Source organism: Mycobacterium timonense (assembly GCF_025821985.1).
GTDB classification, from domain to species: Bacteria; Actinomycetota; Actinomycetes; order Mycobacteriales; family Mycobacteriaceae; genus Mycobacterium; species Mycobacterium avium.
The window spans coordinates 1-15,611 of sequence record NZ_JACKSY010000064.1 but is presented as its reverse complement, the minus strand read 5'-3'; the positions used below and the strand labels follow the sequence as shown (position 1 = coordinate 15,611).

Sequence of the window (15,611 nt, the reverse complement as noted above, 5' to 3'; positions counted from 1 at the left end):
GACGTCAGTGACCAAAGTGCCGAAACCATTGCCCCCACAGCCGCTCTCACGGCATAGTGGCTACCACAGAGCCACACGCGGACACGCGACCGCTCTTACACCACTCCACGGGACGTGACCCGATGGAGTGGTGTCCGTCGAAGGTGGCGCGGCACGGGTAGTCGTCGAGATGACCGACTCCGCGACTGGTCGAGACTGGCACGCATACTTCGACATGGCAGAACGGAACCGCGAAGCTCATGCATCGCTGGGAATCGTTCCCACTGCCGCACAGAACGGTGAACAGTCCATCCGTGTTCTGGGTGCCCGCCGTATCGTGCTCGCCTTCGACCCCGCTGTCGACGACCCGGCGCTGCTGCGCACCGTCGTAATGCTTGTGCGCGCCGCTGCCCTGGCGGCGTCTAGCCGCCGAGGGGCTGAGCAGCTCGCCACCGCCGAGGAGAAAATCACCGAGGCGGTCGGGCAGCTCGAGAAACTCGACGATGTGAAGAAGAACGCGAGCGCGATCCAGAAGAACGCGTCGAAGATCGAGAGCGTCTGCACCACAATCAATGCCGGTATCCATCGCTTGCTCACCGATGCACTTGCCGCACTTGCCGAGGCCTCGCCGGAAGGATCCCAAGCGCCGGGCGCGGTGGCGTAGGTCGGCTTCGTTGCTTTGCCGCTGCCAGAGCGACAAGCCACGGGCAATCTGACCCCCGCCCGGCGACGATGCGCGCCGTGCGGCCGCGTCAGGCGACCGCACGCAGCGCCGGGGCCAGATCCCCGCGGTCGACGACGCTGAGCCCGCGCAGCCCCAGCCAGGACGCCATGGACCACAACTCACCGGCCAGCGCCGCGGCGACCCGAGGCCGCGGCGCCTGCGGCTCGGCGAAGGCGCCGAGGACGCGCAGCGTGCCCTCGGCCCGGTCGGCCTTCAGGTCGACGCGGGCCGCCAGCCGCCCGTCCATCAGCAGCGGCCACACATAGTAGCCGTACCGGCGCTTGGCGGCCGGCGTGTAAATCTCGATGCGGTAATGGAATTCGAAGAGCCGCTCGACGCGGGGCCGGAAGAAGATCAGCGGGTCGAATGGGCACAGCAGCGCGGTGCCGCGGTCCGTGCGCGGCACCGCGCGGCCGGCCCGCAGGTAGGCCGGCGCCGGCCAGCCGGCCACCTCGACGCGTTCCAGGTCGCCGGCGGCCACCAGCTCGGCGATCGCCGGCTTGACCTGCGCGGCGGACAGCCGGAAATAGTCGCGAATGTCGGCCTCGGTGCCCACCCCCAGCGCACCGGCGGCCCGCAGCGTCAGCTCCCGGATCGCCTCGTCGTCGTCGACCCGGCGGGCCAGGACGTCGGCCGGCAGCACCCGTTCCACCAGGTCGTAGTGGCGGGCGAAGCCGACCCGGGTAGCGGTGGTGAGCACTCCGGCGGCGAACAGCGCCTCGGCGACCCACTTGGTGTCGCTGCGGTTCCACCAGGCGCCCTTCCTGCGGCGCGGCTCGGCCGCCAGATGCGCCTCGATCTGCCCGGCCGTGCTGGGCCCGAGCTCGGCGACGGCGGCCACGACCGCGTCGGCGAGCCGCGGATTGGCCTGCACGATGTGGGTTCCCCACCGGCCGTGCCGGTACTGACGCATCCGCCAGCGCAGCAACGGCCAATCCTCGACGGCCATCAGCGCGGCCTCATGCGCCCAGTACTCGACCAGCAGCCGCGACGAGCGCGGGCCCCACGCGGCGCGGTCGAGCACCTCGCGGTCATACGGGCCGAGCCGGCTGAACACCGGAGCGTAGTGGGCACGCACCGTCACCGACACCGAATCCAATTGCAGCACTTGGATTTTGGATATCAGCCGGTTCAGGTGCGCGCGGGTGACGGCACCCGCGGGCCGGGGCTCGGTAAAGCCTTGCGCCGCAACGGCAATCCGGCGGGCCTGGGCGACGGACAGCCTGCGGGTCGACACGGCGCCGACGATACCGCCGCCCGGCGACACTCAGCCCGCGCGTACCTTGCCGTCCACCGCCGCCAGCACGCCGTCGTCGGCCGAGCCCTGCTGCTCGTCGTAGGCGGCCTGCAGCGCGGCCGGGACGTCCTCGAGCTCGCGGTACACGCTCATCAGCTGCTCGAGGATCTTGATCCGCTGCGCGCTGGCCTCCTCCACCGCACGCCGGGCCGTGTCGCGGTAGTGGTCGGCGCCCTGCTTGGCGTCGCCGAGCAGCTGCTCGCACTCCCGTTCGGCGGCGCGGCGCGCCTCGTCGATGGCCGCCTGCGCCTCGGCGCGCATGTCGGCCAGCTCGGCGTCCAGCTTCTCCTTGGTCTCCCGGTATTCGGCCTCCAGCGCCTCCTGCTGCGCGGCCATGTCGGCGAGCACCTCGTCGCGCTTGCGCTCGGCGGCCTGCGCCTCGGCTTCCGCCGCGGCGATCAGCGCGTCGGCCTCGGCCCGCGCCTCGGCCTGCATCTCGGCCACCTCGTCGACCGCGCGGGCCAGCATCTTGGCCATCCGCTGCTGCACCGCGTGCGGCGCCGGCGAGGTGTCGGTGAGCGCGGCGACCTCCTTGCGCAGCGCGGCCGTTTGCTCGTTGGACTCCTGCAGCCTTGCCCGCAGGCTCTCCACGTCGTCGATCAGCAGCTGCTGCTTGGCGGTCAGCATCTCGATGTGCGCGTCGACCGCGGTGGTGTCGTAGCCCATGAACTTGCGCGAAAACGTCTTGACGGGTTCGGTGATCACTGCCAATTCCCCCTTTTCCCGAACAGCGGCTGGTAGACGGTGTGTGACCGACCCCCGCGTCCGAGTATGTCAGCTCGGGCGTGAGGGCGAACAGCCGCGAACGGAAGAGCGCGGGTCCCGACGGTAGCTGTGGAACCGGTACCGCAGCCCGGAGCGGCTGGCCAGCCACTCGCCCGTCTCGCCTACCCAGCTGTCGTCCAGCGCGGGCGCCAGCGCGTCGTCGTCGTCGCGGCGCAGGTCGATCTCGATCTCGGTGACCTCGCAGCGGGTGGCATGGGGCAGCGCCAGCAGATAGATCTGCGCGCCGCCGATCACCCACGGCGCGGGGTCGCTCCCGGCGTACGCGAGGGCCGCCTCCAGCGACCCGGCCACCCGCGCCCCCTCGGCGACGAAGTCGGGCCGGCGCGACACCACCACGTTGCGCCGGCCGGGCAGCGGCCGCACCTTGGCCGGCAACGACTCCCAGGTCCGCCGGCCCATGATCACCGTGTGCCCCATGGTCACCTCTTTGAACCGGGTCAGGTCTTCGGGCACGTTCCACGGGATGTCACCGCCGCGGCCGATGACGCCAGACGTCGACTGGGCCCACACCAGGCCCACCTCGGCACGGGTCATACCGCGACGGGGGCCTTGATGGCCGGGTGCGGATCGTAGTTGTGCACCACGACGTCGTCGTAGGTGTAGTCGAAGATCGAATCCCTATGCGCCAGAACGAGTTCCGGGTAGGGCCTGGGCTCGCGGCTCAGTTGCAGCCGGACCTGCTCGACGTGGTTGTCGTAGATGTGGCAGTCGCCGCCGGTCCACACGAATTCGCCGACCGACAGCCCGGCCTGGGCGGCCATCATGTGGGTGAGCAGCGCGTAGCTGGCGATGTTGAACGGCACGCCCAGAAACAGGTCGGCGCTGCGCTGGTAGAGCTGGCAGCTCAGCCGCCCGTCGGCCACGTAGAACTGGAAGAACGCGTGACACGGCGGCAGCGCCATCCGCGGGATCTCGCCGACGTTCCACGCCGAGACGATGATGCGCCGCGAGTCGGGGTCGGTGCGCAACAGATCCAGCGCGGCGCTGATCTGGTCGATGTGCTCACCCGACGGCGTCGGCCAGGACCGCCACTGCACGCCGTAGATCGGTCCGAGATCGCCTGTGTCGCTTGCCCATTCGTCCCAAATGGTGACGCCGTGCCGGTGCAGCCAGTCGACGTTGGAGTCGCCGCGCAAGAACCACAGCAACTCATAGACCACCGATTTCAGATGCACCTTCTTGGTGGTGATCAGCGGGAAGCCGGCCGACAGGTCATAGCGCAGCTGCTGGCCGAACAGGCTGCGCGTCCCGGTGCCGGTTCGGTCGGATTTGGCCGTTCCCCGATCGAGCACCAGACGCAGAAGGTCCTCGTAGGGCGTCGGGATGGGCACGCGGCGATCTTACGTCGGACGGCCAGGAGTAGAACGGGTGCCATGCCGAAGATCACCGACAGCATCAGCACCGCCGACGGCACCTGCCCGGTGCGCCTGTTTTTCCCCGACGGGTCCGGGCCGTGGCCCGGCGTGGTCATGTATCCCGACGCCGGCGGGGTGCGCGACACATTCGACCAGATGGCCGCCGAGCTGGCCGGATTCGGCTACGCGGTGCTGCTGCCCGACGTCTACTACCGCAGCGGCGAATGGGCCCCGTTCGACATGGCGACCGTGTTCGCCGACCAGCAGGAGCGCAACCGCCTGTTCGCCATGATCGGCAGCGTCACCCCGGACCGGATGGCCACCGACGCCGCGGCGTTCTTCGACTACCTGGCCGCCCGCCCGGAGGTGTCCGGCGACCGGTTCGGGGTGTGCGGCTACTGCATGGGCGGGCGGACATCGCTCATCGTGGCCGGCCGGCTGCCCGACCGGGTGGCCGCGGCGGCGTCGTTCCACGGCGGCGGCCTGGTGACCGACAGCGACGACAGCCCGCACCTGCTGGCCGACCGGATGAGCGCCACGGTGTATGTCGGCGGCGCCCAGGACGACGCGTCGTTCACCACCGATCACGCCGAGCAGCTGGACAAGGCGCTGACCGCGGCCGGTGTCCGGCACACCATCGAATGGTATTCGGCCGCACACGGTTTCGCGGTCCCCGACAATGCGCCCTATGACCCGGCCGCGGCCGAACGGCACTGGGACGCGATGCGCGACGTGTTCGCCGCGGCGTTACCCCGCTAGCCGCGCCACCAGCAGCCGCGCGGCCCGCGCCGCGCCGTCGGTGCGGATCGTCGCGGCCACCGCCCCGGCGCGGGCACGGGTCCGCTCGGTCAGGGCGGTCCCGAGCACGGCGGACAGCGATTCGACGGTGGGGGCCGGACCGTCGTGGGCGGCGCCGATGCCCAGCTCGGCCACCCGGGCCGCCCAGTACGGCTGGTCGGCGCGCTGGGGCACCACCACCTGGGGCGCGCCGGCCAGCGCGGCCGCCGTCAGGGTGCCCACCCCGCCGTGGTGCACGACGGCCGCGACCCGCCCGAACAGCGCCTGGTGGTTGACCTCACCCACGACCAGGCAGTCCTCGCCGTCGTCGATCGGCCCCAGCCCGGCCCAGCCGCGGGAGACGACGGCGCGGCGCCGCTGCGCGCGCACCGCCTCGATGGCCACCCGGGCGACGTCCCGACAGGCCCGCATCGGCATGCTGCCGAAACCCACGTACACCGGCGGGGCGCCGGCATCCAGGAAGGCGTCCAGCTCCGCGGGCAACCGGCGATCGTCGGCCAGCAGCCAGGCGCCGGTCTGCACCACGTCGAGGTCGCCGGGCGGCCGCCACGGATCCAGGGTCGGGTCGGTGGCCAGCCACGGGCGCTCGGTGAGCGCGTAGCCGCGGAGGTCGTCCAGCGGCGGCAGGCCGATCGACGCCCGGCGCGCGTTGAGCGTCTCGCCGAACAGCGCCTGCATGTACCGGCCGTCGAGCTGCCACAGCAGCCGGTTGTCGATCGCCGCGTCGGCGTACCCGGGCGGCGGGTAGTGCGGCGACGGCAGGATGGTGGGCTGATAGCTGACGTAAACGTAGTGGGCGCCCCGCTTTTCGGCGGCCGAGCGGGCGGCGGCCGCGGCCGGCGGGAAGCCGGCCACCACCAGGGCGTCGCATTCCCGGGCGGCGGCCGCCGCGTCGAACTGGGCGGCGATGAGCCCGTCCAGCTGGCGGCGCAGCTGCTCCTCCGACGGCGTCGTCGCCGCGGTTTTCATCGCCCGCAGCGAGTCGCCGAACGCCACCAGGGGCACCCCGGCGCGGGCCAGCAGCTCAGCGAATTCCGCGTCCGGCGGGGCGCTCACCCGCGCGTCGACGCCGAGCGCCCGCAGCTGCACCGCGAGCGCGGCCAGCGGCTGCACCCCGCCGCGCGAGTCGTACGCCGACAGCAGCACACGCATCCGCTGGTTCCCGCTTTCAAGGTGTGGTCGGGAAACTCTAGCGTCGCCGCGGCCCGGTCAGGACGGCGTCGGCGCCGACCGGAATCCCTGCGCGGCGCCGAGCACGGTGCCGCCGTCGATGACCAGTGTCTCGCCGGTGATCCAGCTGGCGGCGTCGGACACCAGGAAGGCGACGGCGGCGGCCACGTCGATCGGCTCGCCGATGCGGCCCAGCGCGATCGAGGACGACAGCGGGTCCTCGTGGTCCTTCCACAGCGCCTCGGCGAGCCGGGTGCGCACCACCCCGGGGGCGATCGCGTTGACCCGGACGCGCGGCGAAAGTTCCAGCGCCAGTTGCTTGGTGACGTGGATCAGCGCCGCCTTGGTGGCGTTGTACATGCCCATTGCCGGCGACTGGTGCAGGCCGCCGATGGAGGCCGTGTTGACGATCGATCCGCCGTGTTCGCCCATCCACGACTTGACCGCCAGCGAGGTCCACAGCAGCGGCGCCCACAGGTTGACGTCGAAGATCTTGGCAAACCGGGCGTGGTCCTGCTCGATCAGCGGCCCGTACGCCGGATTCGTCCCGGCGTTGTTGACCAGGATGTCGACGCTGCCGAAGCGCTCCAGCGTGAGCTGCACGCACTGACGGGCCGCGTCCTCGTCGACCGCGTGGGCACCGACCCCGAGGGCCTGCGGCCCCACCTGGGCGGCGGCCTCGTCGGCAGCCTCCTGCTTGCGGGCGGTGAGCACCACGTTGGCGCCCGCCGCGGCCAGCTGCTGGGCGATGGCCAGCCCGATACCGCGCGACGCGCCGGTGATGATGGCGGTGCGTCCGGTCAGATCCTGTGAGGTCATGGTGTGCCTTCTGTCGCGGTGGTGGGCCGGTCGTTCGTTTGCTGCCGAAATTTTATTCGCGATGTTTTGGACAGGTGTTGAGGTGGTATGCCAGCCGCATGCGATCGAAATTGACACTCATGAAACCGCTGGTCGTTGCCGCAGCGGCTGCCGCGGCCATCGCCGCCGCGCCCGCGGCCGCCGCTGACGTCATCGTCGCAGGGCCAGCCGGGCCGGCCGCGCCCACGCACATCACCTTCAAGGACGACCCGGGTGGTGGCGGCTGCGACGCCAACGGCAACTGCGGCTCCGGTGGGCAGGACCAGGGTCCGGGCGGCGGGCCGGGCGGACAGGGGTGTGTGCCCGGCGTGGGCTGCGGCTCCGGTGGCCAGTTCGCCGGCCCCGGCGGCGTGCCCGGCGGCCAGGGCTGCCTGCCCGGCGTCGGTTGCGGCTCCGGCCACGCGTAACCGCTCAACCAGTCAGCCTTCCGAGAGCCTGGTGATCCAGGCCCGGGAGGCTGCTGGGTCTATGACGTCGTCCAGCTCGAAGGTGGTCGCCGCCCGCAGCGCCTTGCCGTGCTGGTAGGCGGCCGCCACCAGGCGGTCGAAGAGGTTTTGCCGTTCGGCCGGATCGGTGACGGCGGCCAGCTCCTTGCGGTAGCCGAGCCGCACCGCGCCCTCCAGGCCCATGCCGCCGATCTCGCCGGTCGGCCAGGCGACGGTGAATTGCGGTGCGCGGAACGAACCGCCGGCCATGGCCATCGCGCCGAGCCCGTATCCCTTGCGCAGGATGATCATTCCCAGCGGCACCGTCAGCCGCGCGCCCAGCACGAACATCCGGCCGAACCGGCGCACCGCGGCCTGGGTCTCGGCGTCGGGCCCCACCATGAAGCCGGGGGTGTCGCACAGCGAGATCACCGGCAGCCCAAAGGATTCGCACAACGCCAGGAAGTCGCCGGCCTTGTCGGCGGCCTCGGCGTCGATGGCGCCGCCGAGGTGATGGGTGCTGTTGGCGATCAGCCCGCAGGGCACGCCCTCGACGCGCACCAGCGCGGTGACGATGCCCACCCCGTAGTCGGGGCGCAGCTCCAGCACCGACCCGACATCGACGATCGCCTCGATGGCGCGGTGCACATCGTAGGCGCGTAATCGGTTCTGCGGCACCACATGTCGGGCCACCCGCGGGTCGGGCGCCTGCCACCGGTCCAGGCGGCCCTGAAAGTAGGAGAGGTATTGCTTGGCCAGCGACACCGCGTGCGCTTCGTCGCGGGCGACCAGGCCGACCACCCCGTTGCGGCGCTGCACGGCGATCGGCCCGATCGCCTCGGGCGGGTAGACGCCCAGCCCGCCACCTTCGATCATCGCCGGCCCGCCCATCCCGATGTTGGCGTCCGGGGTCGCGATGATGACGTCGCACACCCCGGCCAGCGCGGCGTTGCCGGCGAAGCACCGGCCCGAGACGACCGACACCAGCGGCACCCGCCCGCGCAGCCCGGCCAGCATCCGGAAGGTCGGCACGTCCAGCCCCGCGGCGCCGCCGACGTCGGTGTCGCCGGGCCGTCCGCCGCCGCCCTCGGCGAAAAGCACCACCGGCAGCCGTTTCCGGGCGGCCAGGTCGAAGACGCGGTCGGTCTTGGCGTGGTTGCGCATGCCCTGGGTGCCCGCCAGCACGGTGTAGTCGTAGGAGGCCACGACGGCCTGCGCGGCGGCCCGCCCGAACCGGTCGGCGCCGACGGTGGCCAGGCCGGCGACCAGACCGTCGGCCGGGGTGTTGGCGATCAGGTCCTCCTCGGAGCGCCGGCTGCGCTGCGCGGCGATGGCCAGGGCGCCGTATTCGACGAAGCTGCCGGGGTCGACGAGGTCGTCGATGTTCTCCCGGGCAGTGCGCCGGCCCTGCCGGTGCCGTTTGGCGACGGCGTCCGGGCGCCCCTCGTCCAGGGTCCGGGCGTGCCGCTCGATCACCTCGTCCAGGTCGGCGCGGGTTAGGTCGAGATCGGTTGCCGCCGTTTCGGATTCACCGTCGTCACCGCCCGTGGTGCGGGTGAAAACCAGCAGCGGATCGCCGGTCCCGACGACCTGGCCGGGGGTCACCAGCACCCGGACGGTGCGCAGCGCGTCCGGCGCGGCGAGGACGTGCTGCATCTTCATCGCTTCCAGGACGACCAGCTGGGCGCCCGCGGGGTAATCCGCGCCCTCGGGCGCCACCTCGACCACGGTGCCGGCCAGCTGCGCCCGCAGCGCGTCCTCGCCGGGATACAGCTCGACGGCGCCCGGCTGCGGGCCGGGCTGATGGGTCAGCGCGGCGGCGGCCAACTCGGGAAGCTTATCGTCCACGAAATCGGTGTTCACCCAGCCGGTTTCGAGTCGCTGTTCGGCCAGCAGCCGGCGCAGGAACCCGATGTTGGTGGCCACGCCCTCGACGCCGAATTCGGACAGGGCGGTGTCGGCCTTGCGCATCGCCGCCCGCCACGAGGATCCGTGAACCGCGACGATCACCTTGGCCAGCAGCGAGTCGTACTGCGGGCTCACCACCAGTCCGGGCCGGCCGTAGGTGTCGACCCGCACTCCCCGTCCGCTGGGCGGGCAGAACGCGGTGAGCGTGCCGGCGGACGGCAGCACGGAGAAGTCGGCGCCGAACGTCTCCGCGTTGACCCGCAGCTGGATCGCGATGCCCCGCTGGGCGGCCGGCTCGCCGATGACTTCGGTGCCGTCGGAGGCGATTCCGGCCGGCAGGCCCAGCCGGTAGTAGGACTCGCCGCCGGCGATCGCAAGCTGCACGGCGACCAGGTCGAGCCCGGTGGTCTGTTCGGTGACGGTGTGCTCCACCTGGATTCGCGGGTTGACCTCCAGGAAGACGAAACGCTCGCCGCTGACCAGGAACTCCACGGTGGCCAGCCCGCGCAGCCCGACGCGGGCGCACAACCGCACGGCCGCCTGGTGCAGCGCGCGGCGTAGTTCCTCCGAAAGCCCTTGGGCGGGCGCGATTTCGATCAGCTTCTGGTAGCGCCGCTGGATGCTGCAGTCGCGGTCGCCCACCGCCAGGGCGTGCGTTTGGTGCCCGGCCGGCGCGGCGACCACCTGCACCTCGATGTGGCGGGCGTCGCCAAGCAGCGCCTCGGCGAACAGCGCCGGGTCGCCGAACCCCAGCCGCGCCTCCGCGGCGCAGCGTTGGTAGGCGCCGGCGATTTGAGCGGCGTTGTGCACCTTGCGCATTCCCCGCCCGCCGCCGCCGGCCAGCGCCTTGATCATGATGCCGCCGGGGTGCGCGGCGAAGAACGCCTCGATGTCCTCGACGCCGCTCGGGCCGTCGGTGGCGGCCAGCGTCGGCACCTCGGCGGCGATCGCGGCGCGGCGGGCCGCCGTCTTGTTGCCCAGCAGCTCGAGCACGCGCGCGTCGGGGCCCACGAAGGTGCGGCGGGCGGCGGCGCAGGCTTCGGCGAATTCGGCGTTCTCGGAAAGGAATCCGTAGCCCGGATGAATCAGCGTTGCGCCGGTGTTCTCGGCCACGGCCAGCAGGGCGGCCTGGTTCAGGTAGGCGGGCGGGCCGCTGCCGGGCAGCGGCATCGCCTCGTCGGCGGCGTGCACGTGCGGGCTGTGCGCGTCGTCCGCGGCGTACACGGCGACGGTTCGCATGCCCAGTTCCGTTGCGGTGCGGATGATTCGAAGTGCGATCTCGCCGCGGTTGGCGACCAGCAGGCTCGCGGTCATCGCAGCGGGTCACCCCAGTGCACCTGGTCGCGCAGTCTGGCCTTGAGCAGTTTGCCGCCGGCATTGCGCGGCAGTGGGCCGTCGACGACCGTAATGTACTGCGGCACCTTGAAGTCGGCCAGCCGGCCGCGGCAGTGCTCGAGCACCGCCGGCACGTCGATGTCGTCGTCGCCGAACAGCACCGCCCCCACTTTCTCGCCCATCACGTCGTCGGGCACCCCCAGCACGCACGCATCCGCGACGCCGGGCGCACCCAGCAGCACCGCCTCGACCTCGACGCTGGAGACGTTCTCGCCGCCGCGGTTGATGATGTCCTTGAGCCGGTCGATGATGTGCACCCGGCCGGCGTCGTCGACGCGCACCACGTCGCCGGTGTGCAGCCAGCCCCCGGCGAAGGTGCTCGCGGTGGCCTGCGGCCGGTTCCAGTAGCCGGCGGTCACGTTGCCGCCGCGGGTGACCAACTCCCCGACGCCGGGTTCGTTGTCGCCGAACGGGATCAGCCCCAGGTCCACCGACGGGACCGCATACCCGACCGAATCGGCATGCTCGACCGCTTCGCGGTCGGGCAGCACCGTCATCAGCGACGCCGTCTCGGTCATGCCATAGCCGTTGAACACCGTGGCGTGCGGGAAAGCGTCTTTCACCGTGCGCACCAGCGACGGCGCGATGGGCGCCCCGCCGTAACCGACCCAGCGCACGCGGGATACGTTGGTTCCGGCAAAATCCTTGTGGCGCAACAACAATGCATAGATCGCCGGGACGGTGACCATCACCGAGACACGTTCGGCGACCACCGCGTTGAGCAGCGTGTCCAGGTCGAGCGCGGGCAGGATCACCGACGCTCCCCCGAGCCGGGCCGCGGCCAAAAGCTGTGAGTTGCAACCGGTCACATGGAACAGCGGCACCGAGATCAGCGTGCGCATGTCCTCGCCCAGGTCCCGCGGCTGCTGCAGGCAGCGGATCGCGTTCTCGGTGTTGGTCAGGAATGCCTCGTGTGTGGTCGGCACGCCCTTGGGGTGGCCGGTGGTGCCCGACGTGTAGAACAGGGCGGCGGTGTCGGCCGCGCCGAGTTGCTCGGTGACGTAGGGTTTTCCGTCCGGCAGCGGGTCACCCGGCGCCAGCTGTAGCCGTGCACCGGAGTCGGACAGCACGAAATCGACCTCCGGTTGCGCGGAGCGCGTATTGACCGCCACCGCAACGCCGCCGGCCAGCACCGTGCCCCAGAAGGCCAGCACCCAGTCGATCCCGGCGGGATAGCGCACCGCGACGCGGTCCCCCCGCCGCAGACCGTCGGCGCGCAGCCCGCCGGCCACCCGCGCCGCCCGGTCCCACAGCTGCCGGTACGTCAGCCGGCCACCGCCGAGCTCGACCACGGCCTCGCTGTCCGGGCGGGCGTCGACCTGGTCGGCGAGCATGTCCACCAGCGTGGCGGGCAGCTCGTCGTAGCGCGGAATGCCGTCGCGGCCGCGGGACACGCCGGTGGTCGGGAACGGGTTGTGCTCCCGCGCGATTTCGATCACTGGCGGCATGCCGGTCCTACCTATCCTGCTGCCTATCCTGCCTGCTGCCCTATCGTGATAGCGGTGACGATCGAGGATCCCGCCATCATGCCCGAGGCGTTTTTCACTGTAGACGGCGACTCCTATATTCCGGGCACGATGACCCGGGGCCCGTGGGGCGCGGCCATGGGCGGGCAGATCGTCGGCGGCCTGTTGGGTTGGGGCATAGAGCAATCCGGCATCGACCCCGACCTGCAGCCCGCCCGGTTCACCGTCGACCTGTTGCGCCCCGCCCTGCTGGCGCCGGTGCAGATCCGCACCTCGGTGCAGCGGGAGGGCCGGCGGATCAAACTGGTCGACGCCGGCCTGGTGCAGAACGGCGTCGTCGTCGCGCGGGCCAGCGCGCTGTTCCTGCGTCGCGGCGATCATCCCGACGGTCAGGTGTGGTCGCCTCCGGTGCAGATGCCGCCGTTGCCGACGTCGTCCGAGGGCTTCCCGGCGGACATGCCCTTTCTCATCTGGGGGTACGGGGCCACCCGGGCAGGCAGCCCCGGTATCGCCGCCGGCGAATGGGAGCAGGCGCATTCGCAGAAGTTCGCCTGGACCCGGCTGTTTCGCCCGATGGTGCACGGCCATCCGCTCACACCGTTCACCCGGCTGGCGTTCGTCGGCGACATCACCAGTTCGCTGACCCATTGGGGCACCGGCGGATTGCGTTACATCAACGCCGACTACACCGTCACCGCGAGCCGGTTGCCCGACGGCGAGTTCCTCGGGCTGGCGGCCCAAAGCCATTACGGCACGGCCGGGGTCGCCGCCGGCGCCGCGACACTGTTCGACCGGCACGGCCCGCTCGGCACCAGCTCGGCGCTGGCATTGGCGCAGCCGGCGGACGCCTTCCAGCCGGCGTATACCTAGTCCATCAACTGGCTAGTCCATCAATTGGGCGGCGACCGTCGCACCCAGCTCCCAGCACGCCTGCAGGTCGTCCTTGCTGGGCTTGCCCGAAACCACCACCGTCTCAGCGGCTTTCGTCCAGCCCAAGCCGGTCGTGATGGTGTCGACGGCGCGCTGGGAGCCCTCGGTGCCCTCGTTGCCGTGCAGGTACAGGCCGAAGGGCCGCCCGCGGGTGGAGTCGAGCAGCTGGTAATAGCTGCAGTCGAAGGCATGCTTGAGCGCACCCGAGATGTAACCCAGGTTGGCCGGGGTGCCCAGCAGATATCCGTCGGCGGCCAGCATCTCGGCCGGCGAGACCGTCAGCGCCGCCCGGCGGACGACCTCGACGCCTTCGATCTCGGGGTCGGTGGCGCCGGAGACCACCGCCTCGAACATCTCGTGCGTGTGCGGCGACGGCGTGTGGTGCACGATCAGCAGCGTCTTGCTCGGTGTGTCGGTCACTGGTGGCCCTGCAGGTCGACGGCGGTCTTCATGGCTTCCCGGGCGCGGCGGCGGTCCCCGGCGTAGTCGTAGGCGCGGGCCAGCCGATACCAGCGCCGCCAGTCGTCGGGGTGGTTTTCCACCTCGGTGCGCACGGTGGCGAACAGCGCGTCGGCCGCGTCGCGCCGGATGCGGCCCGACGGCCGACGCGGCAGCGCGCTGGTGTCCAGCTCCATGCCGTCGGCGGCGATCAGCCGGGCCAGCCTCTGGTGGGCGAATCCGGCGCGCAGGGTGGCGATCATGGCCCACAGCCCGAGGGCGGGCATGATCAGCACCGCCACGCCCAGGCCGACGGCGGCGGCCCGGCCCGAGGCGATCATCGCGATGGCCACCCGCCCGAGCAAGGCGAAGTACACCAACAGCGCCACACACAGGAAGGCGACGAGCAGCTGGATGCGCAGCGCTTTGTTCATAGCCGTTTGCTCATAGCCGGTTTGCTCATAGCCGGTTTGCTCAGCCCAGGTCGAGCAGCGGTTCGAGGCCCACGGTCAGGCCCGGGTGTTCCCTGATGCGCCGCACCGCCAGCAGCACACCGGGCACGAAGGAGGTCCGGTCCAGGCTGTCGTGGCGGATGCTCAGCGTCTCGCCCTCGGTGCCGAACAGGATCTCCTGATGGGCGACCAGCCCGGCCAGCCGCACCGCGTGCACGGGGATGCCGTCCACGTCGGCGCCGCGCGCTCCCGGCAGGCTGGTGCTGGTGGCATCGGGGTTGGGGGGCAAGCCTTTTCGCGCTTCGGCGATCAGTTTGGCGGTGCGGGTCGCGGTGCCCGACGGAGCGTCGGCCTTGTGCGGATGATGCAGTTCGATCACCTCCGCCGAGTCGAAGAAGCGCGCCGCCTGCTTGGCGAAGTGCATCGACAACACGGCCCCGATGGCGAAGTTCGGCGCGATGAGCACCGACGTGCCGGGGCTGTCGACCAGCCACTCCCGAACCTGCGCCAGCCGTTCGGCGGTGAAGCCGGTGGTGCCGACGACGGCGTGAATTCCGTTGCGCACCAAGAACTCCAGGTTGCCCATCACGACGTCGGGATGGGTGAAGTCGATCACCGCCTCGGTGCCGCCGTCGGTCAGCAGACTCAGCGGATCGCCGGCGTCCACCTCGGCGGACAGCGTCAGGTCCTCGGCGGCCTGCACCGCCGCCACCATCGTCGACCCGACTTTTCCCTTGGCTCCCAGCACTCCTACGCGCATGGCTGAAGCCTAGACCGGGTCACATTCCGCGCCGCGCGGTGCCGCGGGTTCAGGTGTGCACGATCCAGCCCGCTTCGGCGTACGGAGCGGGTTGCTCGGGATCGTTGATCGTGAGGTACAGGTCACCGCCCGCCGGCATCGCGAAGCCGACGAATCCATGTGCGGTCTGCCCGTCGTGAAGACCGCCCGTCTGCAGCGGGGGCATCTTGCCGAGCCTCTGGTAGTCGACGGCCATCGTGGCCGGCTGGGGCGCATCGTCGGGATGGGTCCACGGCTGATTGCCGCCGCCGTATCCCGCGAACATATAGCGCTGATTCACCTGGAAGAACCGGTGCGACGTCGCGGTGATCGTCAGTTCCACCACGTTGCACGCGGAGCCATCGGTCGGAGTCGCGAAATGCGAGGTGCAGCCCGGCGGCAGCCACGTCGCGCTGTTGACGGTGATGTCGGCGGTCGCCCCGCTGGCGGCTCGTGCATGCACGGGCACGCCCAGCTGGCCGATCGGGAACGGTGGACTGTCCGGCGTCGAGTCGGCCGAACCGGTGGGACACGGGCATGCGGCGACGACCACGGTGATCGCGGCTGCCGCATTCACCCATCCGGCGCGCACGACGCGTGGTTACCCTCCGCGCCACCACGACAAACGCGAGCGCATCCCGCCCTCACAACTGGACCGCCGGGCGCGGGCTTCGAGCCGGGGTTGTCCACAGTTCGCGGTTCATCCACAGCTGCGACATTGTCCATTTCGTGTTGCCTCACGTCAAGATGCGCGCGTGGGGCTCATGGTTGCCTCATTTGAGGGTGCGCGCGTAGCGGCACGGGCGTTGGTTGTGGGTCCGGCTTTGCCGGAGGTCAGGGTGAGGAGTTGGT

Annotated in this window: 16 protein-coding genes; 4 read left to right on the top strand and 12 right to left on the bottom strand. The window is 71.1% G+C overall.

Translation table 11 applies throughout. The features are described from left to right. Positions 1–130: 130 nt before the first annotated feature. The gene (locus H7I87_RS15640; protein WP_134799629.1) at positions 131–643 is read left to right on the top strand and encodes a hypothetical protein; all 513 of its coding nucleotides are present in this window, start codon (positions 131–133) and stop codon (positions 641–643) included. Between the two features lie 88 nt (positions 644–731). Here H7I87_RS15640 and H7I87_RS15635 read toward each other — a convergent pair whose 3' ends face one another. The 4 genes from H7I87_RS15635 to H7I87_RS15620 all read right to left on the bottom strand — a co-directional run bounded on the left by H7I87_RS15635 (position 732) and on the right by H7I87_RS15620 (position 4,117). Next, positions 732–1,970, bottom strand: a complete 1,239-nt coding sequence (locus H7I87_RS15635; protein ID WP_372454730.1) for a winged helix-turn-helix domain-containing protein — start codon at positions 1,968–1,970, stop codon at positions 732–734. Next, positions 1,971–2,705 carry a coiled-coil domain-containing protein gene (locus H7I87_RS15630; RefSeq protein ID WP_009978007.1) on the bottom strand — a complete coding sequence of 245 codons (735 nt, stop codon included), beginning with the start codon at positions 2,703–2,705 and terminating at the stop codon, positions 1,971–1,973. It abuts the gene before it with no gap. 69 nt (positions 2,706–2,774) lie between these two features. Beyond that, on the bottom strand, positions 2,775–3,320 hold the full coding sequence (locus H7I87_RS15625; protein WP_009978008.1) for a dihydrofolate reductase: 546 nt from the start codon (positions 3,318–3,320) through the stop codon (positions 2,775–2,777). Continuing rightward, on the bottom strand, positions 3,317–4,117 hold the full coding sequence (locus tag H7I87_RS15620; RefSeq protein WP_009978009.1) for a thymidylate synthase: 801 nt from the start codon (positions 4,115–4,117) through the stop codon (positions 3,317–3,319). The genes H7I87_RS15625 and H7I87_RS15620 overlap by 4 nt, the downstream gene beginning before the upstream one ends. A gap of 42 nt (positions 4,118–4,159) precedes the next feature. On the opposite strand from H7I87_RS15620, the gene H7I87_RS15615 reads away from it, so the two are divergent. Further along, positions 4,160–4,900, top strand: coding sequence for a dienelactone hydrolase family protein (locus tag H7I87_RS15615; protein WP_003875187.1), 741 nt, complete (start codon positions 4,160–4,162; stop codon positions 4,898–4,900). Here the strand turns inward: H7I87_RS15615 and H7I87_RS15610 are convergent. Further along, positions 4,889–6,091: a glycosyltransferase gene (locus tag H7I87_RS15610; RefSeq protein WP_033727167.1), complete on the bottom strand. Its 1,203-nt coding sequence runs from the start codon at positions 6,089–6,091 to the stop codon at positions 4,889–4,891. The genes H7I87_RS15615 and H7I87_RS15610 overlap by 12 nt on opposite strands. A gap of 57 nt (positions 6,092–6,148) precedes the next feature. Continuing rightward, complete coding sequence (locus H7I87_RS15605) at positions 6,149–6,928, bottom strand: SDR family oxidoreductase (RefSeq protein ID WP_011725594.1); 780 nt, start codon at positions 6,926–6,928, stop codon at positions 6,149–6,151. Positions 6,929–7,047: 119 nt separating this feature from the next. Here H7I87_RS15605 and H7I87_RS15600 point away from each other — a divergent pair, with 119 nt between their 5' ends. Beyond that, the gene (locus tag H7I87_RS15600) at positions 7,048–7,374 is read left to right on the top strand and encodes a hypothetical protein (RefSeq protein WP_003875184.1); all 327 of its coding nucleotides are present in this window, start codon (positions 7,048–7,050) and stop codon (positions 7,372–7,374) included. A 12-nt stretch (positions 7,375–7,386) separates the two neighbouring features. On the opposite strand, the gene H7I87_RS15595 is transcribed toward H7I87_RS15600, so the two are convergent. After that, positions 7,387–10,614 carry an acetyl-CoA carboxylase family protein gene (locus H7I87_RS15595; RefSeq protein WP_011725595.1) on the bottom strand — a complete coding sequence of 1,076 codons (3,228 nt, stop codon included), beginning with the start codon at positions 10,612–10,614 and terminating at the stop codon, positions 7,387–7,389. Beyond that, positions 10,611–12,143, bottom strand: coding sequence for a class I adenylate-forming enzyme family protein (locus tag H7I87_RS15590; protein WP_011725596.1), 1,533 nt, complete (start codon positions 12,141–12,143; stop codon positions 10,611–10,613). The genes H7I87_RS15595 and H7I87_RS15590 overlap by 4 nt, the downstream gene beginning before the upstream one ends. Positions 12,144–12,197: 54 nt before the next feature. Between H7I87_RS15590 and H7I87_RS15585 the strand changes: the two genes are divergently transcribed. Further along, a complete protein-coding gene (locus tag H7I87_RS15585; protein WP_011725597.1) occupies positions 12,198–13,031 on the top strand; it encodes an acyl-CoA thioesterase domain-containing protein in 834 nt (277 codons plus the stop codon). Between the two features lie 12 nt (positions 13,032–13,043). Here H7I87_RS15585 and H7I87_RS15580 read toward each other — a convergent pair whose 3' ends face one another. The 4 genes from H7I87_RS15580 to H7I87_RS15565 all read right to left on the bottom strand — a co-directional run bounded on the left by H7I87_RS15580 (position 13,044) and on the right by H7I87_RS15565 (position 15,351). After that, entirely contained in the window at positions 13,044–13,445 is a 402-nt protein-coding gene (locus tag H7I87_RS15580; protein ID WP_049863570.1) for a flavodoxin family protein, read from the bottom strand. A gap of 62 nt (positions 13,446–13,507) precedes the next feature. Further along, on the bottom strand, positions 13,508–13,963 hold the full coding sequence (locus H7I87_RS15575; protein ID WP_011725598.1) for a membrane protein: 456 nt from the start codon (positions 13,961–13,963) through the stop codon (positions 13,508–13,510). A gap of 40 nt (positions 13,964–14,003) precedes the next feature. After that, positions 14,004–14,741, bottom strand: a complete 738-nt coding sequence (dapB, locus tag H7I87_RS15570) for a 4-hydroxy-tetrahydrodipicolinate reductase (RefSeq protein WP_011725599.1) — start codon at positions 14,739–14,741, stop codon at positions 14,004–14,006. Between the two features lie 49 nt (positions 14,742–14,790). After that, positions 14,791–15,351, bottom strand: coding sequence for a hypothetical protein (locus H7I87_RS15565; RefSeq protein WP_011725600.1), 561 nt, complete (start codon positions 15,349–15,351; stop codon positions 14,791–14,793). Positions 15,352–15,611: the final 260 nt, after the last annotated feature.

Bases quoted from the DNA above. Each gene is read 5' to 3' on its own strand.
- H7I87_RS15625 (WP_009978008.1), bottom strand. From the start codon at position 3,320: ATGACCCGTGCCGAGGTGGGCCTGGTGTGGGCCCAGTCGACGTCTGGC.
- H7I87_RS15615 (WP_003875187.1), top strand. From the start codon at position 4,160: ATGCCGAAGATCACCGACAGCATCAGCACCGCCGACGGCACCTGCCCG.
- H7I87_RS15610 (WP_033727167.1), bottom strand. From the start codon at position 6,091: ATGCGTGTGCTGCTGTCGGCGTACGACTCGCGCGGCGGGGTGCAGCCG.
- H7I87_RS15605 (WP_011725594.1), bottom strand. From the start codon at position 6,928: ATGACCTCACAGGATCTGACCGGACGCACCGCCATCATCACCGGCGCG.
- H7I87_RS15600 (WP_003875184.1), top strand. From the start codon at position 7,048: ATGAAACCGCTGGTCGTTGCCGCAGCGGCTGCCGCGGCCATCGCCGCC.
- H7I87_RS15595 (WP_011725595.1), bottom strand. From the start codon at position 10,614: ATGACCGCGAGCCTGCTGGTCGCCAACCGCGGCGAGATCGCACTTCGA.
- H7I87_RS15590 (WP_011725596.1), bottom strand. From the start codon at position 12,143: ATGCCGCCAGTGATCGAAATCGCGCGGGAGCACAACCCGTTCCCGACC.
- H7I87_RS15580 (WP_049863570.1), bottom strand. From the start codon at position 13,445: ATGTTCGAGGCGGTGGTCTCCGGCGCCACCGACCCCGAGATCGAAGGC.
- H7I87_RS15575 (WP_011725598.1), bottom strand. From the start codon at position 13,963: ATGAACAAAGCGCTGCGCATCCAGCTGCTCGTCGCCTTCCTGTGTGTG.
- dapB (WP_011725599.1), bottom strand. From the start codon at position 14,741: ATGCGCGTAGGAGTGCTGGGAGCCAAGGGAAAAGTCGGGTCGACGATG.